General features: G+C 59.5%; 23 protein-coding genes. 16 read left to right on the top strand and 7 right to left on the bottom strand.

The annotated features are described in order from the left end of the window. Nucleotides 1–97 precede the first annotated feature (97 nt). The 14 genes from dctP to AC1RN6_RS17355 all read left to right on the top strand — a co-directional run bounded on the left by dctP (nt 98) and on the right by AC1RN6_RS17355 (nt 14,134). Nucleotides 98–1,120: a TRAP transporter substrate-binding protein DctP gene (dctP, locus tag AC1RN6_RS17290; protein ID WP_493006675.1), complete on the top strand. Its 1,023-nt coding sequence runs from the start codon at nt 98–100 to the stop codon at nt 1,118–1,120. Further along, a complete protein-coding gene (locus tag AC1RN6_RS17295; RefSeq protein WP_493006676.1) occupies nt 1,117–1,692 on the top strand; it encodes a TRAP transporter small permease in 576 nt (191 codons plus the stop codon). Before dctP ends, AC1RN6_RS17295 begins: the two co-directional genes overlap by 4 nt. After that, entirely contained in the window at nt 1,689–3,038 is a 1,350-nt protein-coding gene (locus AC1RN6_RS17300) for a TRAP transporter large permease (RefSeq protein WP_493006677.1), read from the top strand. The genes AC1RN6_RS17295 and AC1RN6_RS17300 overlap by 4 nt, the downstream gene beginning before the upstream one ends. Continuing rightward, the gene (mdcA, locus tag AC1RN6_RS17305) at nt 3,039–4,715 is read left to right on the top strand and encodes a malonate decarboxylase subunit alpha (protein WP_493006678.1); all 1,677 of its coding nucleotides are present in this window, start codon (nt 3,039–3,041) and stop codon (nt 4,713–4,715) included. 1 nt (nt 4,716) lies between these two features. After that, nucleotides 4,717–5,028, top strand: coding sequence for a malonate decarboxylase acyl carrier protein (gene mdcC / locus AC1RN6_RS17310; RefSeq protein ID WP_493006679.1), 312 nt, complete (start codon nt 4,717–4,719; stop codon nt 5,026–5,028). Then, on the top strand, nt 5,025–5,945 hold the full coding sequence (locus AC1RN6_RS17315) for a biotin-independent malonate decarboxylase subunit beta (RefSeq protein ID WP_493006681.1): 921 nt from the start codon (nt 5,025–5,027) through the stop codon (nt 5,943–5,945). Before mdcC ends, AC1RN6_RS17315 begins: the two co-directional genes overlap by 4 nt. After that, the gene (mdcE, locus tag AC1RN6_RS17320) at nt 5,942–6,658 is read left to right on the top strand and encodes a biotin-independent malonate decarboxylase subunit gamma (protein ID WP_493006682.1); all 717 of its coding nucleotides are present in this window, start codon (nt 5,942–5,944) and stop codon (nt 6,656–6,658) included. The genes AC1RN6_RS17315 and mdcE overlap by 4 nt, the downstream gene beginning before the upstream one ends. Then, entirely contained in the window at nt 6,642–7,343 is a 702-nt protein-coding gene (gene mdcG, locus AC1RN6_RS17325; protein WP_493006684.1) for a malonate decarboxylase holo-[acyl-carrier-protein] synthase, read from the top strand. The genes mdcE and mdcG overlap by 17 nt, the downstream gene beginning before the upstream one ends. After that, nucleotides 7,331–8,290, top strand: coding sequence for a triphosphoribosyl-dephospho-CoA synthase MdcB (gene mdcB / locus AC1RN6_RS17330; RefSeq protein WP_493006685.1), 960 nt, complete (start codon nt 7,331–7,333; stop codon nt 8,288–8,290). The genes mdcG and mdcB overlap by 13 nt, the downstream gene beginning before the upstream one ends. Next, nucleotides 8,287–9,219, top strand: a complete 933-nt coding sequence (locus tag AC1RN6_RS17335) for an ACP S-malonyltransferase (protein WP_493006686.1) — start codon at nt 8,287–8,289, stop codon at nt 9,217–9,219. Before mdcB ends, AC1RN6_RS17335 begins: the two co-directional genes overlap by 4 nt. Nucleotides 9,220–9,542: 323 nt before the next feature. Further along, the gene (locus AC1RN6_RS17340) at nt 9,543–10,871 is read left to right on the top strand and encodes a sensor histidine kinase (RefSeq protein ID WP_493006687.1); all 1,329 of its coding nucleotides are present in this window, start codon (nt 9,543–9,545) and stop codon (nt 10,869–10,871) included. Between the two features lie 16 nt (nt 10,872–10,887). Further along, nucleotides 10,888–11,334 (top strand): response regulator, encoded by a 447-nt coding sequence (locus AC1RN6_RS17345; protein WP_493006688.1) that lies wholly within the window; start codon nt 10,888–10,890, stop codon nt 11,332–11,334. Between the two features lie 15 nt (nt 11,335–11,349). After that, on the top strand, nt 11,350–13,452 hold the full coding sequence (locus AC1RN6_RS17350) for a putative bifunctional diguanylate cyclase/phosphodiesterase (protein ID WP_493006689.1): 2,103 nt from the start codon (nt 11,350–11,352) through the stop codon (nt 13,450–13,452). Nucleotides 13,453–13,516: 64 nt separating this feature from the next. After that, nucleotides 13,517–14,134, top strand: a complete 618-nt coding sequence (locus AC1RN6_RS17355; RefSeq protein ID WP_493006690.1) for a nucleotidyltransferase family protein — start codon at nt 13,517–13,519, stop codon at nt 14,132–14,134. Between the two features lie 18 nt (nt 14,135–14,152). On the opposite strand, the gene AC1RN6_RS17360 is transcribed toward AC1RN6_RS17355, so the two are convergent. The 4 genes from AC1RN6_RS17360 to AC1RN6_RS17375 all read right to left on the bottom strand — a co-directional run bounded on the left by AC1RN6_RS17360 (nt 14,153) and on the right by AC1RN6_RS17375 (nt 19,125). Then, nucleotides 14,153–15,181 carry an XdhC family protein gene (locus AC1RN6_RS17360; RefSeq protein WP_493006691.1) on the bottom strand — a complete coding sequence of 343 codons (1,029 nt, stop codon included), beginning with the start codon at nt 15,179–15,181 and terminating at the stop codon, nt 14,153–14,155. Nucleotides 15,182–15,244: 63 nt separating this feature from the next. Next, nucleotides 15,245–17,554 (bottom strand): xanthine dehydrogenase family protein molybdopterin-binding subunit, encoded by a 2,310-nt coding sequence (locus AC1RN6_RS17365; protein WP_493006692.1) that lies wholly within the window; start codon nt 17,552–17,554, stop codon nt 15,245–15,247. Between the two features lie 8 nt (nt 17,555–17,562). Continuing rightward, on the bottom strand, nt 17,563–18,030 hold the full coding sequence (locus AC1RN6_RS17370; RefSeq protein ID WP_493006693.1) for a (2Fe-2S)-binding protein: 468 nt from the start codon (nt 18,028–18,030) through the stop codon (nt 17,563–17,565). Between the two features lie 171 nt (nt 18,031–18,201). Beyond that, on the bottom strand, nt 18,202–19,125 hold the full coding sequence (locus AC1RN6_RS17375; RefSeq protein ID WP_493006932.1) for a LysR family transcriptional regulator: 924 nt from the start codon (nt 19,123–19,125) through the stop codon (nt 18,202–18,204). A gap of 329 nt (nt 19,126–19,454) precedes the next feature. Between AC1RN6_RS17375 and AC1RN6_RS17380 the strand changes: the two genes are divergently transcribed. Together AC1RN6_RS17380 and AC1RN6_RS17385 are read left to right on the top strand one after the other, a co-directional pair. Beyond that, nucleotides 19,455–19,709 carry a DUF6139 family protein gene (locus AC1RN6_RS17380; protein WP_493006694.1) on the top strand — a complete coding sequence of 85 codons (255 nt, stop codon included), beginning with the start codon at nt 19,455–19,457 and terminating at the stop codon, nt 19,707–19,709. A gap of 113 nt (nt 19,710–19,822) precedes the next feature. Then, nucleotides 19,823–20,056, top strand: a complete 234-nt coding sequence (locus tag AC1RN6_RS17385) for a hypothetical protein (RefSeq protein WP_493006695.1) — start codon at nt 19,823–19,825, stop codon at nt 20,054–20,056. 36 nt (nt 20,057–20,092) lie between these two features. Here the strand turns inward: AC1RN6_RS17385 and AC1RN6_RS17390 are convergent, their stop codons facing one another. From AC1RN6_RS17390 to AC1RN6_RS17400, 3 genes are all read right to left on the bottom strand, one after another. Then, nucleotides 20,093–21,658: a sensor domain-containing diguanylate cyclase gene (locus AC1RN6_RS17390; protein WP_493006696.1), complete on the bottom strand. Its 1,566-nt coding sequence runs from the start codon at nt 21,656–21,658 to the stop codon at nt 20,093–20,095. A 264-nt stretch (nt 21,659–21,922) separates the two neighbouring features. Beyond that, the gene (locus AC1RN6_RS17395) at nt 21,923–22,279 is read right to left on the bottom strand and encodes a hypothetical protein (protein ID WP_493006697.1); all 357 of its coding nucleotides are present in this window, start codon (nt 22,277–22,279) and stop codon (nt 21,923–21,925) included. A gap of 116 nt (nt 22,280–22,395) precedes the next feature. Further along, on the bottom strand, nt 22,396–23,100 hold the full coding sequence (locus AC1RN6_RS17400) for an MgtC/SapB family protein (RefSeq protein ID WP_493006698.1): 705 nt from the start codon (nt 23,098–23,100) through the stop codon (nt 22,396–22,398). Nucleotides 23,101–23,386 lie beyond the last annotated feature (286 nt).

Raw genomic sequence — 23,386 nt, forward strand, 5'->3', positions numbered from 1 at the left:
CAAGCCGGACCTCCATATATTGGTCCGGCAAGCATCAGCAACAGCCGGCACCAGATAACTAAAAGCAGTATTTCTTTCACCTTAAGGAGGAGCAGCAATGACTTCGCAAACCCGTAGAAGCATTATCGGAGCGCTGGCCACAGCGCCGTTGTGGACAGCCGGTACGTCGGTATGGGCACAGACCACCTCGCTGAAGATTTCCCATCAGTTTCCCGGCGGTACGATCAACGAAGGGGACTTCCGCGATCGCCTGACCCGCATGTTCGCCGAAGAAGTGACCAAGCGCACCAAGGGCAGTCTCAAGTTCGAGATCTATCCCGGTTCCTCCCTGATGAAGGTCAATTCGCAGTTTTCCGCCATGCGCAAAGGCGCGCTCGACTTGTCGCTGGTGCCGCTCAATTACGCCGGCGGTGAAGTTCCGGAAACCAATATCGGTCTGATGCCTGGTCTGGTGACCTCGTATGCACAAGGCTCGGCCTGGAAGAACGCCGAAGTCGGCAAGGAACTGGCGCGCATCCTGGCGGAGAAGGGCATCCTGATCGTGAGCTGGATCTGGCAAGCCGGCGGCGTTGCTTCGCGCGGCAAACCTATCGTCGAGCCGGAAGACGCCAAGGGCATGAAAGTGCGCGGCGGTTCGCGCGAAATGGACTTGATCCTCAAAGAAGCGGGCGCTGCCGTCGTCACGCTGCCGTCCAACGAAATCTATGCCGCCATGCAGACCGGCGCGATGGATGCGGCGATGACTTCGTCGACGTCCTTCATGTCCTTCCGCCTGGAAGAAGTCGCCAAGGCGCTGACCACCGGCCGTGACAAGGCCTACTGGTACATGTTTGAGCCGCTGATGATTTCCAAGTCCGTGTTCGAAAAACTGAGCAAGGACCAGCAAGCCGCCATCATGGCCGTTGGCGCCGAGATGGAACAGTTCGCGCTGAAAGCCGCGCAGACCGATGACGTCGCCGTCGCCGCCGTGTATCAGAAGGCCGGCGCCAAGGTGGTGGACCTGAACGCCGCCACCGTCAAGAAATGGCAGGACATCGCCCGCGCCACCGCGTGGAAAGACTTCGCCGCTCGCAATGCCAACTGTGCCAACCTGTTGAAACTGGCGGAGAAGCTTCTATGAGTCACGGCTTCGAGATGCAGCCGCAGGCCAAGCCTGCGGTGCCGGCCAACGCCGTGCTGGCCGGGCTGCACCACGGGCTTGAGAAATACAACAAGCTCGCGGTGTTCCTGGCGATGATTGCACTGATGCTGACGTCGATCATCCTGACGTACTCGGTGGTGGTGCGTTATTTCTTTCATCAGCCGACCGACTGGCAGGATGAAGCATCGGTGTTCATGCTGGTCGGCGTGATCTTCCTGTGCTCGGCCTACGTACAATCCTTGCGCGGCCACATCGGCATCGAGGCGCTGGCCGGCTTTCTGTCGCCGACCGCGAACAAGATCCGCATGTTCATCGTCGATCTGATCTCTTTCGTCTTTTGCGCGTTCTTCGCCTGGAAATCGTGGACGCTGTTTCATGAAGCCTGGGTGGACGGACAAACCACTTCGTCGACGTTCGCGCCGCCGTTGTGGATTCCGTATTCCATGATGGCGCTCGGCATGACCATGCTCACGCTGCAATTGCTGGTGCAGGTGCTGACCCGCATTACCGGCACCGTCCCTGCATCTGCGGCGGCGAAGGAGGCAGCATGACGCCATTGGTTCTTGGTTCCCTGTATGGGATCGTCACCATCCTCGTAATGTGTTCCGGCATGCCGATCGCTTTTGCGCTCGGCGTGGTGGCAACGTCGTTCATGTATTTCTTCATGCCGGGATCGTCGCTGGATACCGTGACGCAAAACGTCTACGAAGAGATCGCGTCGATCACCTTGCTGTCAATTCCGCTGTTCATTCTCAAAGGCGCCGCCATCGGCAAATCGCCGGCCGGTAAGGACTTGTACTCTGCCATCCACGCCTGGCTGAATCGCGTGCCCGGCGGCCTGGGCATCGCCAACGTGTTCGCCTGCGCCTTGTTTGCAGCGATGGCGGGTTCATCGCCGGCGACTTGCTCGGCAATCGGTTCTGCTGGCATTCCGGAAATGCGCCGTCGTGGTTATTCGCCCGGTTTTGCGGCAGGCATCATCGCTGCGGGCGGCACGCTGGGCATCCTGTTGCCGCCGTCGATCACCATGATCTTGTACGCGGTGGCGGCGGAACAATCGCTGGGACGCTTGTTCCTCGCGGGTATCGGGCCCGGCGTGTTGCTGGTGATTCTGTTCGCCGGTTATGCCGTGTTCCGCGCACGCAAGGAATACAAGATGGCGCATGCCATCTATACCGGTGGCGGCGCCAAATCGGCTTACCTCGACGACGAGCATTTCACGCTGGCGCAAAAGGTGGAGATGCTGCCACGCGTGCTGCCTTTCCTGATCTTGCTGATCGGTGTGATGGTGGCCTTGTATGGCGGTTTCGCGACACCGTCGGAAACAGCCGGTCTGGGCGCTTTGCTGGCCATCGTGCTGATCGCTGTCGTCTACCGCATCTACAAGCCGCGCGAGCTGGTGCCTTTCCTCAACTCGACCATCAAGGAATCGGGCATGCTGCTGCTGATCATCGGCATGTCGCTGCTGTATTCCTATGTGATGAGCTACCTGCACATCAGCCAGTCGGCGGCGCAGTGGGTGGTGGACATGCATCTGTCGAAATGGCTGCTGCTGGCGGTGATTTTGCTGATGGTGATCGTGCTCGGCTTCTTCCTGCCGCCGGTATCGATCATTCTGATGACGGCGCCGATTATCCTGCCGCCGTTGCGTGAGGCCGGGTTTGATCTGATCTGGTTCGGCATCGTCATGACCGTGGTGATGGAAATGGGCCTGATCCATCCGCCTGTCGGGTTGAATTTATTTGTCATCAAGAACATCGCACCCGACATTCCGCTGTCGGAAGTCATCAAGGGTACGATCCCTTTTCTGGCGCTGATGTTCCTGGCCGTGATTCTGTTATGTTTCTTTCCGGGTATTGCCACCGGCTTGCCCAATATCCTCATGGGAGTGAAGTAAATGCGTGCCAGCACCCCCACCGGCCACGTCTGGAATCGTCGGCAAACAAATCGCAATGAACGTCTGGCGCGCGCAAGCAGCGCGCTGGGCAATTCGCTCGAAGGCAAGCTCTTGCCCTCGGCGCGCATTGCCGATTTGCTGTACGCCGTCATCGAATCGGGCGATCGCGTCTGCCTCGAAGGCAACAACCAGAAGCAGGCCGACTTCCTGTCGAAGGCGCTGGCCGGGCTTGATCCGGCGCGCGTGCATGACCTGCACATGCTGTTTTCCGTGCTGGCTCTGCCGGAGCATCTGGACGTCTTCGAAAAAGGCATCGCCTCGAAACTGGACTTTTCCTTCTCCGGTCCCCAGGCCGGTCGGTTGGCCAAGCTGGCGTCAGCAGGTAAACTCAATATCGGCGCGATCCACACCTATCTGGAATTGTTCGGCCGCTATTTCGTCGACCTGACGCCGCGTGTTGCGCTGGTGGCGGCGCAGGCGGCGGATCGCCACGGCAATCTCTACACCGGTCCCAATACCGAGGATACGCCGGCGATTGTCGAAGCCACCGCCTTCAGCAGCGGCATCGTGATCGCACAAGTCAATGAAATCGTCGACGTGTTGCCGCGCATCGACATCCCGGCCGACTGGATCAGCTTCGTCACCAAGGCGCCGACACCGCATTACATCGAACCGCTGTTCACGCGCGACCCGGCGCAAATCTCTGAGATTCAGGTGCTCATGGCGATGATGGCCATCAAGGGCATCTATGCGGAGTACGAAGTGCAGCGTCTTAACCACGGCATCGGTTTCGACACTGCCGCCATTGAGCTGATCCTGCCGACTTATGCGGAATCGCTCGGCCTGCGCGGCAAGATCTGCAAGCACTGGGCCCTGAATCCGCATCCGGCCTTGATCCCGGCGATTGAAGCGGGTTTCGTCGAGTCGGTGCATTCCTTCGGTTCAGAATTGGGCATGGAGGATTACATTCGCGCGCGCCCCGATATTTTCTTCGTCGGCCCGGACGGCTCCATGCGCAGCAACCGGGCGTTCTCGCAAACGGCCGGTCATTACGCCTGCGACATGTTCATCGGATCGACCTTGCAGATCGATTTGCAGGGCAACTCGTCTACTGCAACCCTGGGACGCATTGCCGGTTTTGGCGGAGCCCCCAATATGGGCGCCGACGCACGCGGCCGCCGTCACGCCAGTCCGGCATGGCTCAAGGCCGGCCAGCAGGCGCGGGCAGGCAAGAACACCATTCCACGCGGTCAAAAACTGGTGGTGCAGACCGTGGAAACTTTCCGCGAGCACATGCAGCCGGCTTTTGTAGAAAAGCTCGATGCCTGGCAACTGGCTGAACAGGCGAAGATGCCGATTCCACCGGTGATGATTTACGGCGACGATGTCACGCACATCCTGACCGAAGAAGGTATCGCGAACCTGCTGCTGTGTCGCACCGAAGAAGAGCGCGAGCAAGCCATTCGCGGCGTGGCCGGTTATACGCCGGTCGGTCTGGCGCGCGACAAGCGCATGGTCGAGAACCTGCGCGACCGCGGCATCATCCGCCGCGCCGAAGACATGGGCATCGACAAGCGCCTCGCCACGCGCGATCTGCTGGCGGCCAAGAACATGAAGGATCTGGTGCGCGCCTCCGGCGGCCTGTATAACCCGCCCAAACGTTTCAGGAACTGGTGATATGGAAACCTTGAACTATCGTTTTGAAAACGGCACCCGCAAGCTCTCCGCCAAGGCCGAACTGGTCGGCGTGGTCAGCTCCGGCAATCTGGAAGTACTGATTGAACCGGCCGATCTGCAAGGCGGCTGCTCCGTTGAAATCAAAACCGCAGCACGCGGCTTCGGCGCCATCTGGGAAGCCGTCATCGGAGACTTCAACAAGCGCTGGCAACTCGCTGACACACGCATCTCGATCAACGACATGGGCGCAACACCGGCCGTGGTCAGCCTGCGTCTTGATCAGGCGGTGGAAGCTATGGTGGAGGAAAAATGATGGCGACCAAAAGTGCAAGCTATCTGGAAGCCAACGCGCGCGAACGCATTGCGCTGGTGCTCGACGCCGGCAGCTTTGACGAATTCCTGCCGCCGGCCAAACGCATCGTCAGTCCGCATCTGGGGCAACTGGATGCGCCGGTGTCGTTCGACGACGGCGTGGTAATCGGTCGCGGCAGCCTGAACGGTGCGAAGGTATTTGCAGCAGCGCAGGAAGGCGGTTTCATGGGCGGCGCAGTCGGCGAAGTCCATGGCGCCAAGCTGGTCGGCCTACTCAAGCGTGCCGTGCAAGAGCAAGCCGAAGGCGTGATCCTGCTGCTGGAAACCGGCGGCGTGCGCTTGCACGAAGCCAACGCCGGCCTGATCGCCGTGTCCGAAGTGATGCGTGCCGTGCTGGATACGCGCGCGGCTGGCATCCCCGTGATAGTGCTGGTGGGCGGCTCCAACGGCTGCTTCGGCGGCATGGGCATTGTGGCCCGTTGCGCCAACGCCATCATCATGTCGGAAGAAGGGCGTTTGGCGATGTCGGGCCCGGAAGTCATCGAAACCGCCAACGGCGTTGAAGAGTTCGACTCGCGCGACCGTGCGCTGGTCTGGCGCACCACCGGCGGCAAGCATCGTTATCTTCTGGGCGATTGCCAGGGCATCGTGGCGGATGACGCCGACGCGTTTCGGGCGGCGGCATCGCAGACTTTGCAGGGATTCAAAGGTAACCCGGCGGCATTGACCTTGCAGGCATTGGAAACGGAACAAGCCATGCTCGAACAACGCATCGCGCGCTTTGGCGATGCGGCCGATCCACAGGAGATCTGGGAGCGATTGGGCATGACACAAATGCAGGCGCAGCAGCTTCCGATGCTGGAAGCCGGGCCGTTCACCGCACTGGCCGAAGCGCATCGCGTGAAAGGAACACCATGAGCTGGCAAACATTGGCGGACGAACTGTTCCCGCAAGGCCATAGCATTACCGAGAAGGCCGAGTTCTTGTCCGGCACGGCACAGGTCGATGGCGAGATCGTGACTGTCGTCGGCACCACCGGCCATACGCCGATCGGCATCGAGATCGCGCTGTCGCAGGCGCAGGCAATCCTGCACACCGTACGTGAGCATCCGGGGCGTTCCATCGTCATCCTGGTCGATACGCAAGGCCAGCGTCTGCGCCATCGCGACGAAATGCTCGGCATCAACAGCTACATGGCGCATCTGGGAAAATGCATCGACCTGGCGCGCCGTCAGGGGCACAAGATCATCGGGCTGGTGTATGACCAGGCCTTGTCGGGCGGCTTCATCACCAGCGGTCTCATGGCCGACGCCTGCTATGCCTTGCCGAATGCGACCATCCGCGTGATGGGCTTGCCCGCCATGGCGCGCATCACCAAGGTGCCGGAAGAGCGTTTGGTCGAACTGGCCAAGAGCAATCCGGTGTTTGCACCGGGTCCGGAAAACTATCGCCGCATGGGTGGTGTCGCTGAAATATGGAGAGGCGATCTGGCCGCGCAATTGAAGCAGGCAGTAGCCGATGCCGACAACAAGGACGGACGCGCCGCCCTCGGTCAGGAACGCGGCGGACGTAACTGGTCGCAACGTGTTGTGAATGCCATCGTCAGCGGCAGCGATGTCCAGGCCGTATAAGCGACACGGTCTGGTCTGGCTCAGTGAACGCGGCTGGCAAGATGCCGCGTTGATGCTGCCGGAGGAGCATCGTCACCATGTACGCCAGTGGCAGTTGCACGACTGGCCGGCGGTCGTACGCCGCCAGGATGCCGATTGCCCGGCAGATGCCGTCTGCCTGGGCGTCGCGCTGCCACCGGATGCGGAAGGCAACAAGCTGCGCCTGCCTTTGCGCGTGGCAAAAGACTGTGTGCGATTGGTGCGAGATCCGCTGGAGATCCCCGACGTGACTGGGCATGTGGCACCGTCGTGGCGCGACGCGTTGCAACAGCTGAATAGCGATGTCTCATCACGAGGATTCTCCGTAAGAGTCTATGGTTCGCTGGCATTGCAGGCGCTGACAGATCAGGCGTATCTGCGCGCTTCTTCCGATATCGACCTGCTGTTCCGTCCGTCGAGCCAAGCGCAGTTGACAGAGGGCATCGGTTTGCTTGAGCACCATGCGAAAACCTTGCCGCTGGATGGCGAAGTCGTTTTCCCCGATGATGCCGCGGTGTCCTGGAAAGAATGGGCGCAAGCCTGCCCGCATCCGGACAATCGTGTGTTGCTCAAGCGCAGCCGCGACGTCGCCTTGACGCGTGTTGGCGACTTGCAGGCGATGTTGAACAATAGCGAAACACAGGAGCGGCCGACATGTCCGGCCTGAATTCTCTCGCCAATCAGCCTGCGATGCGTCTGGCGACCGTGCCGCACTATACCGAGCGGCGACGCCGGCAACGCAGCCTGCGCGACTTTTGCCGCATGCTGGGGCGCGAGGCAGTGCGCAGTCTGTATCAGGAGCTGGTGCTGTATCCCAAGCCGGGGCTGGTTTCGCTGGTCGACAACGGCAGTCACGACGACATGGATGCGTCGACCTTCATGCGTAGTTTGTTTTCCTTGCGGCATTACTTTATCGATATCGCGGAGGCCGGCACGCGCGGGGCGCCATTCAGCGAACTCAAGCAACTCGGCATCAAGGCGGAGCAGCGCATGCTGCGCGCCACCGCCGGTATCAACACCCATCGCGGGGCGATCTTCGGTCTCGGTATGCTGTGCGCCACACTGGCTTCATGCCGGGCGCAAGGCATGACTCTGTCTCCACCAGCAGTGCGCGCCGCCTTACTGATTCAATGGGGCGACGCATTGACCGCGCATACCAGTGCCGGTGAGGCCTGCAGCAACGGCTTGCGGGTTGCTGCGCATCACGCGGTCGGCGGCGCGCGCGAAGAAGGCGCGTTGGGTTTTCCCTCCGTCTTTGACATCGCCTTGCCGCAATTGCAGGCGACGCTGGACGCCGGGCGCGGCTGGCAATGCGCCAAAGTCGACGCCTTGTTCGCGTTGATGGCGCACGTCAGCGACACCAACATCTATCATCGCGGCGGCAGCGCCGGAGCGGCCATAGTGCAAGAGCGCAGCCGGGCTTTTATGGCAGAGGGCGGTACCGGCAATGCCGGCTGGCAAGCGGCTGCGGAAGCATGCCATCGAGAATTTGTGCGGCATCGCCTGTCGCCGGGCGGTGCCGCGGATCTGCTGGCGGCGGCCTGCTTGCTGCATGCGGTGTGTTTCAGCAAGAGCGCTGACCGCACTAACGCCAATATTATTCAACCGGCATGACCGAACGTTTTGCCATCCTCTGTCCCGGACAAGGCGGCCAGCATGCCGCCATGTTCGACTTGCTGCGCAATGACGCGCGCGGCGCCGAAGTTTTGCAGAGCTATGCGCTTGACCGGCAGCTGGGACAACCTCTCTACACCGTTTTACAAGACAACAGCCTGTTATTCGCCAACCGCCAGGCACAACCGCTGGTGGTCGCCGCCGGTCTGGCGGCATGGCAAGTATTGCGCGATGAATTGCCGATGCCGGATTTGGCGGCCGGATACAGCATTGGCGAATTGACGGCATATGGCGTTGCCGGATCGCTTTCGGCGACGGTCGCGATCGCTCTTGCAACCGCGCGCGCCGGCTATATGGATGCATGTCTGCACGATGAGCCGCAGCAAGGCCTGATGTCAGTCAGTGGCTTGCCGGTTGAAGAAGCGACTGCGATTTTGCAGCAGCATCATGCCTATGTGGCGATCCGGACGGGCTTCGATACGCTTATTGCCGGCGGCCGCAGCACAGACTTGCAAACAGCCGGACGGCAATGTGAGGCGCAAGGCGGCAGAACGAGTGTGTTGCCGGTTGGCATCGCATCGCATACGCCGCTGATGGCTTCGGCCGTGACGCCATTCTCCATGGCACTCGATGCAGTCGATTTTCGCGACCCCGCAGTTCCGGTCTTGGCTGGTATTTCGGCTCAGGAAGTCCGAAGCAAAGATGTGGCGAAAGAGTGTCTGGTGCAGCAACTCACGGCCACCATCCACTGGTCCGCATGCATGGATGCCTGCGCAGAACGCGGCATCACTCTCGCACTCGAGCTCGGTCCGGGCTCGGCGTTGTCACGCATGCTGCGCGAGCGTCAGCCGCACATTGAATGCCGTTCCCTCTCTGATTTTCGCAGCCTTGCGGGTGCGTCAAAGTGGCTGCAAAGCCGCATCGCCTGAGGTTTTTGCAACCTACGGGGGAGTTCTTTGTTGACTAATAATCAAGCTTTGCACACGCATCTTCAAAACCCGTCATGTACGCTTGAAATGTAACTATCAATTAGGTACATTGGACTCGTCATTCAGGTTTCATAAAAATATAAACAAACCATCAACCTTGCTCCACTGACAGAGTTTTTGAGTGCTCCCGCAGCACCCAATGATGAGACAAGAAACTAGGCAGCAATCAAGTAGAAAATAAAGTTCGCCCTGATATAACAGAGCAATGGCAGGCAATTCGTACTCGACTTACTTACGGCTCTCACAAGATACGGACATAAGCGATGACTTCACAAGTCTCCGAAACGGAGATTGCAGATTTTCGGATGCTATTTGAATCGGTGCCGGGATTGTTTCTTGTCCTGCTGCCCGATTTCACCATTACCGCAGTCAGTGATGCTTACCTGCAGGCAACGTTGACGCGGCGTGAGCAGATCGTCGGGCGTCACCTGTTCGAGGTGTTTCCCGACAATCCGGACGATCCTGACGCCGACGGCGTGGCCAATCTGCGCCGCTCGCTGGAGCGCGTGCTCCAGACCAGAATGCCGGACGCCATGGCGATGCAGAAATACGATGTGCCGCGGCCGGACGGCAAGGGTTTTGAAGAGCGCTATTGGAGTCCGTCGAACTTTCCGGTGATGGATGCCGATCGCAACATTCTCTATATCATGCATCGCGCGGAAGACGTCACGTCCTATGTCCAGCTCAAGAAAAATCGCGACGAGCTGGGACGTCTGCATGACGAGCTGCAAAAAATGGTGTGTGCCAATGAGCTGGAGCTGCCGGAGCTGACGGAAGACATCAGTGCCGACAACCAGCATCTGCACGCGCTCAACCGGGCGCTCAAGCTGGAGATCCTGGCGCGCAACAAGCTGGAAGAAACCAATCGCGAACTGAACCGCGAGCTCCAGAGCAACAACGAAAAGCTGGAGGCCAGCAACAAGGAACTGGAAAGTTTCAGCTATTCGGTCTCGCATGACTTGCGCGCACCGCTGCGTGCCATCGACGGTTTTGCGCGCATGCTGGAAGAAGATATCGCCGACCAGCTGGACGAAGAAGGGAAGCGCAAGCTGGAAGTCATCCGCAACAACACCCGCAACATGGGGCGGTTGATTGACGAGTTGCTGGAATTTTCGCGATTGGGCCGCAAGGAACTCAACTTCGGTCATCTCGACATGTCAGCGCTGGCGCAGGCAGCCTTCAATGATGCCGCCAGCGTTGTCGTCAACGATACGACGCTGTCGCTGGGTGAATTGCCCGCCGCGCGGGGCGACATTACGCTGATCAAACAGGTCTGGTTCAACCTCATGTCCAACGCCTGCAAGTTCAGCGCCAAGCGCGAGCAGGCGCATATCACAATCAAGGGCACTGTCGCGGACGGCGTATTGACGTATACGGTCAGCGACAACGGCGCCGGCTTCGATATGCGCTATTACAACAAGCTGTTCGGCGTGTTCCAGCGTCTGCATCGGGTCAGCGAGTTTGAGGGGACCGGCGTCGGCCTGGCGATCGTACACCGTATCGTGACACGTCATGGCGGACGAATCTGGGCCGAAGGCGTGGTTGGCGAGGGCGCCACGTTTTATTTCACGCTCCCCGTGGTAGCGCAATAAGCGCAAAAGGATGGCAATGAACAACTTTGAAAAGATCGACATTCTCCTGGTGGAGGACAATCCTTACGATGCCGAGTTGTCGATGCGCGCGCTGCAAAAGAAGAAGCTTGCCAACAAGGTCGAATGGGTGCAGGACGGCGCTGATGCGTTGGATTTCATTTTTTCCAAAGGCATCTATGCGCATCGCGAGCAGGATGAACCGCTCAAGCTGATCCTGCTGGATATCAAGCTGCCCAAGGTCAGCGGTATTGACGTGCTGCGCAAGATCAAGGCCGATCCCGTCACGAGATCAATCCCGGTGGTTATGCTGACGTCTTCCGCCGAAGGGCAGGATCTGAGCGAGTGTTATCAACTTGGCGTCAATAGTTATATCGTCAAACCGGTGGAGTTTGAAAGCTTTCAGGAAGAGGTCGAGAAAGCCGGCTTCTACTGGATGCTTGTCAACCGCGTACCAGCATCATAAAAACAGGGCATGGGGATGAGAAGAGGAACACTCAAGATTCTGATGGTGGAGGATGATCCGGGCGATGTGGAATTGTCGCGCTATGAACTGGTGCGCGCAGGCATCGCCTGCGACATCCATCAGGTGGAGACCGAAGATGCCTTCCTCGATGCGCTGAGCCGCTATCAGCCGGATATCGTTCTGGGCGATTTTTCCTTGCCCAATTTCGATGGCATGTCAGCGCTGCAAATCGTGCAGCAGATCACGCCAAGCACGCCGTTCCTGTTTGTTTCCGGCACCATGGGCGAAGAACGCGCGATCAAGGCGCTCAAGCAGGGCGCCTACGACTACGTCCTCAAATCCAACCTGGCGCGCTTGCCCTCGGCGGTGGAGCGCGCCTTGCAGGAGGCGCACCAGAACCAGATCCGTCACAAGATGGAACAGGCGTTGCAGGCCGAACGCAATCTCTTGTCCGCCATCTTCGACACTACGGGCGCCTTGGGCATGATGCTGGACAAGGACGGCCGCATCATGCGCTTCAACCAGGCAGCCGAGCGCACGACTGGCTATACCTTCTCGCAGGTCCAGGGCAAGCAATTCTGGGATGTGTTCTTCCCGCCGGAAGAGATGGAGCCGGTCCGCAATCATTTTCTGCATTGGCATCTGCAGTCGCAACCGCTGCAATACCAGAGCCGCTGGCTGACCACCGGCGGTGAACGGCGCGAGATCCTGTGGCTGACCACTTTTCTGCAGGACGACAGCGGGTTGGCGCTCAATTTCATTTGCAGCGGCATCGATATCACGCAGTGGCGTCAGGCGGAAGATCGTGTTCATCGCCTGAGCAATTACGATGTCCTCACCGGCTTGCCCAACCGCAGTCTGTTGCGTGACCGCCTGGAGCAAGGCATCACGCGGGTGGAGCGCGAGCAGCGGCCCGGCCTGATTGCGGTCATCCTGATCGGCGTGCGCGGCGCCATTGCCGTGCGCGAGAGCCTGGGCTTGCAACTGAGCGAGGATGCGCTGGTGGAAGCCAGCCGCCGCTTGTCCGGATTGATGCAGCATGATGCGACGCTGGCGCGCTTTGGCGACACCAGCTTTGCCATGGTGCTGCATGTTCACGCACAGGACCAGATCGCGATGGTGGTGCAGGAGATTATCGACGTGCTCGATCAGCCGTACCACGTTGACGGCCATGAAGGCGTCTATCTGGAGTCCGGCATCGGCGCGACCGTCTATCCCAACGACGGCGATAGTGGCGATGCCTTGCTGCAAGCGGCTGAGGTTGCCATGCATCGCGCCATGGATAACGTGCTGGAACGCTTTCAGTTCTATACGCCGAGCCTGAACAACCAGGTCAGCCACCGGTTGCAGATGGCATCGCAATTGCGCCAGGCGGTGCAAAAGCATGAACTGATCCTGCACTATCAGCCGCAAGTGTCGCTGGACAGCGGCAAGATCGTCGGCGTCGAAGCTTTGCTGCGCTGGCAGCATCCGGAGAAGGGCATGATCTCGCCGCTGCAATTCATTCCGCTGGCGGAAGAAACCGGCCTGATCGTGCCGATCGGGGAATGGGTCTTGCGCACTGCCTGCGAACAAGGCAAGCGTTGGCATGACCTGGGCATACACGGACTGACGATGGCAATCAATTTGTCAGCCAAACAGTTCGCGCTGAACAATCTGGCCAGCGTGGTGCGCCATGCGCTGGACGACAGCGGTTTCGATTCACATTGCCTGGAACTGGAACTGACCGAAAGTGCTTCGATGGAAACACCGGAAAAAAGCATCGAGGTCATGCAACTGCTCAAAGCCATGGGCGTGCGCCTGTCGATCGACGACTTCGGCACGGGTTATTCCAACCTCAATTACCTCAAGCGCTTTCCGGTGGATCAGTTGAAGATCGATCGTTCCTTCGTGCAGGATGTCACCACCGATGCGGACGACCTCGCCATCGCCAAAGCCGTCATCGCGCTGGCGCGCAGCCTGCATCTGGAAGTGCTGGCCGAGGGGGTGGAAGACCAGGGGCAGTACGATGTGATGAAGCAGAACGGTTGCGATAAAGTGCAGGGCTACTACTTCAGCAAACCGTTGCCTGTGGTCGAATGTACCCGGTTTTTGCTGGAACATGGCAAGGGCAGCTGACAATGCGCTGACGCCTGCTGCATGGTCATTGCACGGATGCGATTTTGATGGATAATCGGCGTCCATGACCTCTGCAACTTCTCTTCCTTCCTCTTCACTATTTCACGGCATTTTGCTGGCTGCGGGAAAAGGCTCCCGCTTCGATCCCAGCGGCGCCGACAACAAGCTGCTGGCGTCGTTGCCGGACACGGACGACTGCGTGGTGGTCGCTGCTGCGCGCAAACTACTGGCCGCATTGCCGGTGGTTGCCGTGGTCAATTCCGTGCAAGGCGAAGTGGCCCGGCGTCTTTTGGCGATCGGTTGCGAGCTGGTGGAATGTACCGATGCCGGTGAGGGGATGAGCGCTTCGCTGATGTGCGGTGTTAACCATACGAAGGACGCAGCCGGCTGGATCATTGCCCTGGGCGACATGCCGCATGTGCAGACGTCAACGCATGGCGGTCTGCTGGCAGCGCTTAAGGATGGCGTTGAGATTGCCGTGCCGGTTTATCTGGGGCAGCGCGGCAACCCTGTTGCCTTCGGCCGCAGGCACCTGGATGGCTTGCTGCAGTTGAGCGGCGATCGTGGTGCGAGGGAGTTGCTGAAGACTTTCCCGGTCAACGAGGTTCCTGTCAACGATCCGGGCATTCACCGCGACATCGATACACGTGCAGATCTTGCGGTCTCCGGCAAGATCGTCTGACGGCAAACAACCCGTTTCTTATTTGCTGAATTCACCGACCCTGCAACTACCGCCTCCCTCAGTGCCGGGCAGGGGATCGGTGCGTGCCGCATGGGTCTGCGAGATGGACACGCCGTTGCGGATGGCTGTCATTTCGGCAAGGACGGCGATGGCAATTTCCGGCGGTGTACGCGCTCCGAGGAACAAGCCGACAGGGCCGTGCAGCTTGTCGATCTCAGCGCTGCTGATGTCGAACAAGGCCAAGCGTTCACGGCGCTTGATGTTGTTGGTGCGTGAGCCGATGGCGCCGATATAGAAAGCCGGAGACTTGAGCGCTTCGATCAGCGCCATGTCGTCCAGTTTTGGATCATGTGTGAGTGTCACGACCGCACTGTTGGCATCCAGCTGCAGGCGCAGCAGCAGATCGTCGGGCATTTCATCGGAGAGCTCGACGCCGGCAATATCCCATTCCTTCAGGTACTCTTCACGCGGATCGCAGACGATCACCTGGTAATCCAGCGCCAGTGCAAACTGCGCGACATAACGCGACATTTGCGCCGCGCCGATGATGATCAGGCGATAGCGCGGGCCGAAGGGCGCGATCAGCTGGCGGCCCTGCACCAGTGTCTGCCGCGCGTCGCTGTCGGTGGACAGCGTTGCCGCACCGGTATCGAGGTCCAGTGTACGCGTCACGCGCAGGCCCTGGCGCACGGCGGCCAGCAACTCCGTAATGCGCGACGCAGCGGAGACCGGCTCCATCATGATTTCCAGCGTGCCGCCGCAGGGCAGGCCGAAGCGATGCGCCTCGTCGGCGGTGAGGCCGTATTTCAATTCGAACGGCAAGGCGTCGCGCAGTTCTCCATCCTGAATGCGGCGGATCAGGTCATCCTCCACGCACCCGCCGGAAACGGAACCACGGACATGGCCATCGCCACGAATCGCCATCATGGAACCGACCGGGCGCGGCGCCGATCCCCAGGTATGGGTCACGGTGCCGAGCAGGACGCGGTGTCCCTGCTCGTGCCAGGCGAGGGCGGTATTGAGGACGTCGAAGTCGATGGATTCCATGGGTTCTCCGTGTTAACTACATGCGGACCTACGTGCAAACCGCCGCTTTGCTGGTTTCAGTCATCACGCTTTTTCAGGCTTCTTCAACTGCTCGCGAATCGGCAACTGGCGGATACGCTTGCCGGTTGCCGCAAAGATCGCATTGCAGAGCGCCGGCGCGATAGTCGGCGTGGCCGGTTCACCGACGCCGCCCAGCGGCACATCCAGCGTATGCGGCACGATGTGCACCTGAATCTGGCCGGGTGCGGCGAAGGCGCGCAAGACTTCGTAGTCGTGGAAATTGCTTTGCTCCACGGCGCCGTTCTTGAACGAGATCTCGCCTGTCATTGCCAGGCTGATGCCCATGATGCAAGCGCCTTCGACTTGCGAGCGGATGCGGTCCGGGTTAATCGATGGGCCGCAATCGACTGCGATGTCGACACGCGGAATCGATACTTCACCTTCATCGTTGACTGCCACTTCAACCACTGCCGCGATATACGTCACGAAGCTGTAGCACACTGCCAGACCCAGCCCGCGGCCCTTGGGCAGCTTGCGTCCCCAGCCGGCCTTCGCCGTTGCCAGTTCGATCACGCCGCGCATGCGGCCTGTATCGAGCGGATAACGTTCAGGCGACTCGCCGTAGTTCCAGCCGTCGGACATCTCTGACGGACTGATCTTACGCGCCGGGCCGATCAGCTCCAGCAGGTAGTCGCGATGATCGCGCCTGGCTGCTGCAGCCAGTTCGGCGCTGAACGATTGGACAGCAAAAGCATGTGGAATGTTCGATACCGAGCGGAACCAGCCGATGCGCGTGTGTGCTTCGACTTCCGGCGCTTCCACGCGGAAATTCGGTATCGCGTAAGGGATGTTGATCGCCGACATGCCCAGCTCGAACGGCGCTTCGCCTTTGGCGCCGGCGACGAAGATGGATGCAATGGTGGGCGCGACCGTGCGATGCAGCCAGGCGTTGACCTTGCCGTTGGCGTCGAGCGAAGCTTCCAGATGTTCGACCGAAACGGTATGCAGGTAATCGTGGTGAATGTCGTCTTCCCGCGTCCAGGTAACCTTGACCGGTGCGCCATTCATGGCCTTGGACAACAGTGCTGCTTCAGCGGCGAAGTCCGGCTTGGACTTGCGGCCGAAACCGCCGCCCAGCAAGGTCACGTTGACGGTGACTTCTTCCGGTTTCAGGCCGAGATGACCGGCGACGGTCTCGCGCGTAGCTTGCGGCGCCTGAACGCAGGCCCAGACTTCGCATTTGCCATTGACGATGCGGGCAACCGCAGCCGGCGGCTCCATGGTCGCGTGGGCAACGTGAGGCAGATAGTATTCTGCTTCGATACGGCGTGTGGAGCCGGACAGCGCAGCCATGGTGTCGCCGTTATTGCGCACGGCCTTGCCTGGTTTGCGTGCAGCGGCTTCCATGGTCTTGCGATATTCTGCTGAATCGTAGGCGCCGTTGGGACCGTTGTCCCAGGTTAGCTTGAGCGCTTCGCGGCCCTTGATCGCAGCCCAGGTATTGCGCGCAATCACAGCAACGCCGCCCAGCGGATTGAACAGCGCCGGCGGCGGGCTGCCTTTGAGTTCGACCACGCGGATCACGCCGGGGACTTTCAGCGCTTCACTGCTGTCGACGCTGGCCAGTTTGCCGCCGAATACCGGTGGGCGGGCGATGACGGCGTAGACCATGCCTTCAAGACGGGTGTCGATGCCGTATTGCGTGTTGCCGGTGACGATGTCGTGCAAGTCGATGCCGCGCGTGCTGTCCTTGCCGATGTAGCGGAATTGCTGAGGCGTCTTGAGACGAATCGCTTCGCGCGCCGGCAGCGGCAGTTTGGCCGCATCTGCTGCCACATCGCCGAAGCCGAATTTGCGGCCGCTGGGCTTATGGATGACTTCGTGATTTTTGGTTTCGACTTCGGCGACCGGGACTTTCCAGCGTGCCGCAGCAGCGGTTTCCAGCATCAGGCGGGCGGTGGCGCCGACCTGGCGCATGGGGCCGAAAGAGTGGCGCATGCTGCGCGAGCCGTCGGTATTCTGGTTGCCGTATTTTTCCTGATCGCCTTGCGCTTGCACTACGCGCACGCGGCTCCAGTCGGCTTCCAGTTCATCGGCTACCACCATCGGCAGGCTGGTGCGCACACCCTGGCCCATTTCCGAGCGGTGGGCGACGATGGTGACGACGCCGTCGGCGCCGATGGAAACGAACAGCAGCGCGCTGTCCTTGAGTCCGCCTGGCATACCGTCGCCGCCGAATTTAGGAGCGTCGGCTGCTGTGACGATGCCGTTGATACCAACCGTCAGCGCCAGACCGGTGAAGGCGCCGATGCCCTTGAGCAGGCTGCGGCGGCTCAGTTGTACTTGGCCGAGCTCATCGACGAGTGTACTCATGCCTGCGCTCATTTGGCGCCTCCGTTTTGTCCTGCAGCTTGCTTGATGGCAGCCTTGATGCGCGTGTACGTACCGCAGCGGCAGATGTTGCCGCTCATGGCGTCATCGATGTCTTTGTCGGTCGGATTCGGCGTGGTCTTCAGCAACGCTGTGGCGGACATGATCTGGCCGGCCTGGCAGTAGCCGCACTGCGGCACGCCGAGCGCCATCCAGGCGTCTTGCACCGACTTGCCGATTTTGTCTTCAGCAACCGCTTCAATGGTTGTGATCTGCTTGCCGGCAGCGGCGGAAATCGGGGTAATGCAGGAGCGGATCGGCTGGCCGTCCAGATGGACCGTACAGGCCCCGCACAAAGCCATGCCGCAACCGAACTTGGTGCCGGTCATGCCAAGCTGATCGCGCAGGGTCCAGAGGATGGGCGTGTCGTCGGGCAAATCGACGTTGTGCTGTTTGCCGTTGATGGTGAGCGTGGGCATTTTTTCTTATACCTTTCCGACTTGGGGGTGACCTAGTGAAGGAATATTTCGCTGCCATAGGCAATGTAGCAGCAAATCCATAGCGCTGGAGTATCGCAATGATTGCCGCCTGTTGAAATGGCATGCTTGGGAATTCACGATTCCCGATTGAGGAATAATCGGACGATTGCCTTATAGGGCCGATTTCGAGTCGACAGGAAAATCGCCGGAAGCCGACAGCGCATCAACCAATGCATCAAACACCAGCCGTACGCGCGCCGGCACCGGCCCGCGCTGAGGGCGGTATACATAGAGGTCCCAAGGCGTCGGCTCCAGCTCCGGCAGCACCGTGACCAGTTCGCCGCTGCGGATATGTGGCATGGCCATGAAAGCGGTCAGCTGGCCGAAGGCCACGCCGTCAAGCACCGAGCGCCGCTCGGTGTCGGGATCGTCGGTAATGAAGGCCGGCAGGCGCGGGCCGACCTGCTGGCCGTCCGCGAAATACCAGGGCCAGATGCGGCCGGTGTTGCGGTCGACGATGGCGCTCATCGGACGCTCCACCAGTTGTTCCAGCGTGGTCGGGACGCCGCAGCGCGCAATCAGCGCCGGGCTGGCGCAGACAAAGAACGCCACCTTGGCGACGGCGCGCGCGACATAGCGGCTGTCGCGCAGGAAGCCGACGCGGATGCCGATGTCGATCTTGTCGTCGACCGCATCGGTGATGACTTCCGACAGACGCAGATCCAGTGTGATGTTGGGGTGGTCGAGCGCAATCTTGTTAAGCAGCGGCAGCAGATAGGTGCGTGTCAGCGTGCTGGGTGCGGTGATGCGGACGAGTCCGCGCAGCTCGTTGTCGTTGCGATGATTGTTGTCGAGAAACAAATCATCGAGCGCATTGATTGACATGCGGGCGCGATGCATGAGGCGCTCGCCGAAGGCGGTGATGCGCACCTGGCGGGTATTGCGATGGAACAGCAGTTCGCCGAAAGCCGCCTCCAGCTCTTTAACGGCGCGCGTGACCACTTGCGGCGAGATGCCCATGCGCACGGCGGCCTCGCGAAAGTTGGCACTTTCTGCGGCCATGCAAAAAATCCGTAATTGCTCAATGCGGTTCAGCTCGCTCTCCCTGTTGCTGCGTTTTCTATGCCCGTTTGAGGGAGCATTTTTGCGCTTCCGGCATTATTCCATAAACAGGAATTTTGGATGCAAGCGAGGCAATTCCTGCAATTCGCCGCGAATGTTCTATGGTGAAGAGAGAAGCCGGAAGAACAGTTGGGCATACCGAAAACAAGGTAAAAGCGGGCCTCAAAGGCAGCCTTGGAATGCGGCGGAAATCCGGTTGAACTAATGATTTTTACCCTAGTCCCACTTGAAGATCATGCTGAAAAGCACGTATTTCCGATCGTGATAATCGTTGTAATGATTGACAAACCGGCAAGGGAGAAATGATGAAAGTGGATGTGTACAAAAGGTCTGAAGACAGCAATCTCTGTTCTTATCTCGTTGTTCCGACCGAAAAACCTTTGCCTCAGGAGGTCGCCAGCACCGACTGGCTGGTGCATGAATTGAACGTGGATTTTGAGCGCGACGGCAAGAAGCACTTCACGCTCAACCCTGATGACGCTTTTCATCAGATCGGCGAAAAGGGCTACGCGATCAGCCATCTGGGCGACCGCACCACCGATACCGAGGCACATTGATCAGTGGCGCGGATCTAAGCCGGGTCTGCGCAGGAATCTGGAAAAGGAAAAAGGAAAAGAGCGTAGTGTAAGGACGCAAGAGGAAAACCGCACACAAACGAGGAGACATCATCATGCCGATAGAACAGGTGGGCGACTACGAAATCGAGTATTCGGCCGTGAAGCTGGTTTCGGATAGTAATAACTGGACGGCCACGGTCGCAATTTTCGGCCCGTCGACCAATCCCATGCATCGCAACGCCATTTTTCCATCGCAGCGGGTCTTGCTGGATACGACCTTCGACGATGAAAAATCGGCTGAGCAGGAAGCCCGGAAGGCAGCGATAGAGATGCTGCCGCATCACTAAGAGTCAGATGGAAGGTCATCGCAGGGCGATGCGCGATCAGGGGCCGCAGGCCGGAGGGATTTCATCGTCACTGCTGCACACCTGATCGCGTCCGCGCGCCTTGGCGGTGTAGAGTGCCTTGTCGGATGCGCTGACGAGGTCCATCAGGTTGCAGTTCTTGTTCGGGACGATCGACTGCACGCCGACGCTGATGGTCACGATCCCGGTCGGGTTCTTGCCGTGCGGAATATTCAGATTGCGCACGTCGGTGCAGATTTTTTCCGCAACATTGATGGCGCCTTTGAGATCGGTATTAGGCAGCAGGATGGCGAACTCTTCGCCGCCGTAACGGGCCGACAGATCGCCCGGCCGGTTCATCTGGATCACCTTGCCGATTTTTTGCAGGCATACGTCGCCGGCAGGGTGGCCGTAGGTATCGTTGTATTTCTTGAAGTGATCGACATCGATCATCAGCAGCGCCAGCGGCTGGCTTTCGCGTTTGGCGCGGTTGAATTCATTGGCCAGGGTGACATCGAACTGGCGGCGGTTGGCGACGCCGGTGAGGCTGTCTTCCAGCGCCATCTTCTGCAAGGCCTTGTTCATTTCCACCAGTTTTTCTCGTGCGGACAGCAGTTTTTGCTGGGCCTGGGCGCGCAGTTTGATCTGATCGACCAGGCGTTTTCCCAGCCAGGCCAGCATCGCCACCAGAATCAGCACGCCGATCGATTGCAGCAGCGTTTCCGTGCGCCAGCCGGCGAGTACTTCGTCGTAGGACACACCGGCAGTGACAAACAGCGGATATTTCTCCAGGCGTTTATAGCTATAGATGCGCAGCAAGCCGTCGCGCGGTGATTTGATCTGGGCAACGCCGCGCTTGTTGCGGCGGGCATGTTCGCTGACCAGATTGCCGCTGCTGATATTTTTGCCGATGGAATCCGCTTGCAGCGGATGCTCGGCCAGGAGAATGCCGGCTTGCGTCGCCAGCAGGATCTCGCCTTTTTTGCCGGTATCCAGGCTGGTGTAGAACTTCAGGAAATATTCCACAGGTACAGTGGCCAGCGCGACGCCGGCGAAACTGCCGTCGGGGCGGTTGATGCGGCGTGACACCGGGATGACCCAGTCGCCGGTAGAGCGGCTTTTGACCGGCACACCAATGTGCGCGTTGCGGTCGGTGTGGGTCATGTGAAAGATGAAATACTCGCGGTCGGAGTTATTCAGCATCCAGGGTGCGTCGTCGAGAGAGTTGACCAGCCATTTGCCGGTCTGGTCGTAAATGAACAGGCCCTGCAGCTGCGGCAACTCTTTGACGTAGGATGCCAGCAGCGGATACAGGCGCGCCAGCGCTTCACGGTCATTGCCTTCCACTTCCAGCCGCTGCACGATGCCGAACAGCACCGAATCGGCCGAGGTCAGCGTCGCTTCAGCATGTTCGGCCAGTGCCCGCGACAGGTTGGCGGTCGCGACCTGAGCGTCGTCGACATCCTTGTTGCGAACACTCCAGGAAAAGAAGATGTGCAGTGCAAGGATGGAAATGCAGACCAGTCCGACGAAGACGGTAGCAAAAATGCGGATGTTGACGCGCTTGGCGCTGGAGGAGGCCGGGGCCTCTTCAGGGGTAGTCATCTATATCGATTCCATTTTCGTTCTGTGAACGGATATCGGTGAAACATAACTACGGGCTATAACTAAGAGTTTTTGCTGCCGACGCAATCTACTTGTTTTAGCGGCATTGAAAATAGCAACGAAGTATTTACACGATAGCAGCAATGAGAAGGAATGTGCGCAAAGAGAAGACGAATTAATCCAGCTCATTTCTCTCGCTTATAAACAGGCATCCGCTGCTTGCCGGTGACTTGCGGCCCAGACCGCAGCGGCTCGCCGCAAGGCTCAGCCGCGCGCGCCGGGCACGCTTTGCCAGCGCACGCTGCGCACGCATTTCTCCAGCCCCAGACGGCTGACCAGACGCACCAAAGCCGCGCGTTCAGCCGTGGTGCAGGTCAGGGAGATGGTGTAGTCCACCCGTTGCTGATGGGCGCGCGGTTTGATTTCCAGTTCGTAACCCTGATCGAAGCCTTCCTGCAATTGCAACAGGATCAGCTCTTCGATCTGCTGCGCCCCGTCACAGCGGCACGAAGCGATCACTTCGTAAGGAAGGCGTTGCAGCGATGTTGGCGACGTATTGTTCAGGAAATAGTTGCCGTTGAAAAAGGTATCGAGTTTGGTTTCCAGTTTGGTGATGCGCATGGCTTTACTCCTTTCCCCGGGGAGATTCCGCGTTGCCGTTTGGGCGCGGAATGTCCCTTTTATATGTGACTTTTGTGTAACTGCTGTACTGCTGTTTTTGCTATAACGTCCGGCGTTTATACTTCGACGACATTGAGCACGGCCCAACGTGCGGCGCTGACGCCTTTTTCCAGGCTGACCCGGCTGACGATCTGTTCCAGCTGCAAATGATTGCTGGGCGAAGTGATCAGATCGGCGCGCACTTCCAGCTGATTGCCGGAAGGCAGGTCTTCACTGTGCAGCGACTGTACGATCAGATGCGGCATGCCGTTGAGCATATGCAGCATCAGCGTGCGGACCTGGACTTCATCGTCGGGGCGACAGACGATCGAGAGGCGGTAGACCTGCTCGACTTCGGTTGCGCGTTGCAGGTCCTGCTTGTTGATCAGGTGGGCGAGGCTGCGCAACAGTACGTTGGCGCCCAGGATGGCGCCGGCGCCGATGCTGGCTTCCAGCGGGTGGCCGAGTCCTGACAGCACGCCGATGGCGGCAGAGCACCACAAGGTGGCGGCGGTATTGAGGCCTCGTACGTTGGCGCCCTCGCGCATGATCACGCCGGCGCCGAGGAAACCGATACCGGATACGACGTAAGAGGCAATGCGCGTGGCGCCTTGCGGGTCGGTCTCAAACGCCGAGACCATGACAAACAGCGCTGCACCGGTAGCCACCAGCGCATTGGTACGCAAGCCGGCCATGCGCTGACGCATTTGCCGTTCGGCGCCGATGATGGAACCGAGAACCAGCGCCAGCAAAATCCGTAGTGCGAAAACGTGTGCATCCATGGGCAAAATCCTTCCACATCCGGATGCGCGCGCCGCATGACCTGTATGGCCATAGGCGTGCACATCGTTCTTGCCGGCGCGAACAATAGCGCACCTGCGCAAGCATTAAAAATGAAAAGACGGGAAGAAAAGAGAAGGGTGAGAATTCACCGCGACACTGCAGCCGGAAACAACTTCGGCTGCAGCAATGATGGTGCTGCGAGAGGAAGCGTGTCCGGGTTATCGACCCGTCTGCGTTAAATAGCTAGAGCAACTGTCCACTTCGTGTTATCACCAAAAAATTAAG

Source organism: Herbaspirillum sp. GW822-FHT03A08 (assembly GCF_058801885.1).

What these genes read in the sequence shown, in the direction of transcription:
- dctP (WP_493006675.1), top strand. Translation starts at nt 98, where the DNA reads ATGACTTCGCAAACCCGTAGAAGCATTATCGGAGCGCTGGCCACAGCG.
- AC1RN6_RS17295 (WP_493006676.1), top strand. Translation starts at nt 1,117, where the DNA reads ATGAGTCACGGCTTCGAGATGCAGCCGCAGGCCAAGCCTGCGGTGCCG.
- AC1RN6_RS17300 (WP_493006677.1), top strand. Translation starts at nt 1,689, where the DNA reads ATGACGCCATTGGTTCTTGGTTCCCTGTATGGGATCGTCACCATCCTC.
- mdcA (WP_493006678.1), top strand. Translation starts at nt 3,039, where the DNA reads ATGCGTGCCAGCACCCCCACCGGCCACGTCTGGAATCGTCGGCAAACA.
- mdcC (WP_493006679.1), top strand. Translation starts at nt 4,717, where the DNA reads ATGGAAACCTTGAACTATCGTTTTGAAAACGGCACCCGCAAGCTCTCC.
- AC1RN6_RS17315 (WP_493006681.1), top strand. Translation starts at nt 5,025, where the DNA reads ATGATGGCGACCAAAAGTGCAAGCTATCTGGAAGCCAACGCGCGCGAA.
- mdcE (WP_493006682.1), top strand. Translation starts at nt 5,942, where the DNA reads ATGAGCTGGCAAACATTGGCGGACGAACTGTTCCCGCAAGGCCATAGC.
- mdcG (WP_493006684.1), top strand. Translation starts at nt 6,642, where the DNA reads ATGTCCAGGCCGTATAAGCGACACGGTCTGGTCTGGCTCAGTGAACGC.
- mdcB (WP_493006685.1), top strand. Translation starts at nt 7,331, where the DNA reads ATGTCCGGCCTGAATTCTCTCGCCAATCAGCCTGCGATGCGTCTGGCG.
- AC1RN6_RS17335 (WP_493006686.1), top strand. Translation starts at nt 8,287, where the DNA reads ATGACCGAACGTTTTGCCATCCTCTGTCCCGGACAAGGCGGCCAGCAT.
- AC1RN6_RS17340 (WP_493006687.1), top strand. Translation starts at nt 9,543, where the DNA reads ATGACTTCACAAGTCTCCGAAACGGAGATTGCAGATTTTCGGATGCTA.
- AC1RN6_RS17345 (WP_493006688.1), top strand. Translation starts at nt 10,888, where the DNA reads ATGAACAACTTTGAAAAGATCGACATTCTCCTGGTGGAGGACAATCCT.
- AC1RN6_RS17350 (WP_493006689.1), top strand. Translation starts at nt 11,350, where the DNA reads ATGAGAAGAGGAACACTCAAGATTCTGATGGTGGAGGATGATCCGGGC.
- AC1RN6_RS17355 (WP_493006690.1), top strand. Translation starts at nt 13,517, where the DNA reads ATGACCTCTGCAACTTCTCTTCCTTCCTCTTCACTATTTCACGGCATT.
- AC1RN6_RS17360 (WP_493006691.1), bottom strand. Translation starts at nt 15,181, where the DNA reads ATGGAATCCATCGACTTCGACGTCCTCAATACCGCCCTCGCCTGGCAC.
- AC1RN6_RS17365 (WP_493006692.1), bottom strand. Translation starts at nt 17,554, where the DNA reads ATGAGTACACTCGTCGATGAGCTCGGCCAAGTACAACTGAGCCGCCGC.
- AC1RN6_RS17370 (WP_493006693.1), bottom strand. Translation starts at nt 18,030, where the DNA reads ATGCCCACGCTCACCATCAACGGCAAACAGCACAACGTCGATTTGCCC.
- AC1RN6_RS17380 (WP_493006694.1), top strand. Translation starts at nt 19,455, where the DNA reads ATGATGAAAGTGGATGTGTACAAAAGGTCTGAAGACAGCAATCTCTGT.
- AC1RN6_RS17385 (WP_493006695.1), top strand. Translation starts at nt 19,823, where the DNA reads ATGCCGATAGAACAGGTGGGCGACTACGAAATCGAGTATTCGGCCGTG.
- AC1RN6_RS17390 (WP_493006696.1), bottom strand. Translation starts at nt 21,658, where the DNA reads ATGACTACCCCTGAAGAGGCCCCGGCCTCCTCCAGCGCCAAGCGCGTC.
- AC1RN6_RS17395 (WP_493006697.1), bottom strand. Translation starts at nt 22,279, where the DNA reads ATGCGCATCACCAAACTGGAAACCAAACTCGATACCTTTTTCAACGGC.
- AC1RN6_RS17400 (WP_493006698.1), bottom strand. Translation starts at nt 23,100, where the DNA reads ATGGATGCACACGTTTTCGCACTACGGATTTTGCTGGCGCTGGTTCTC.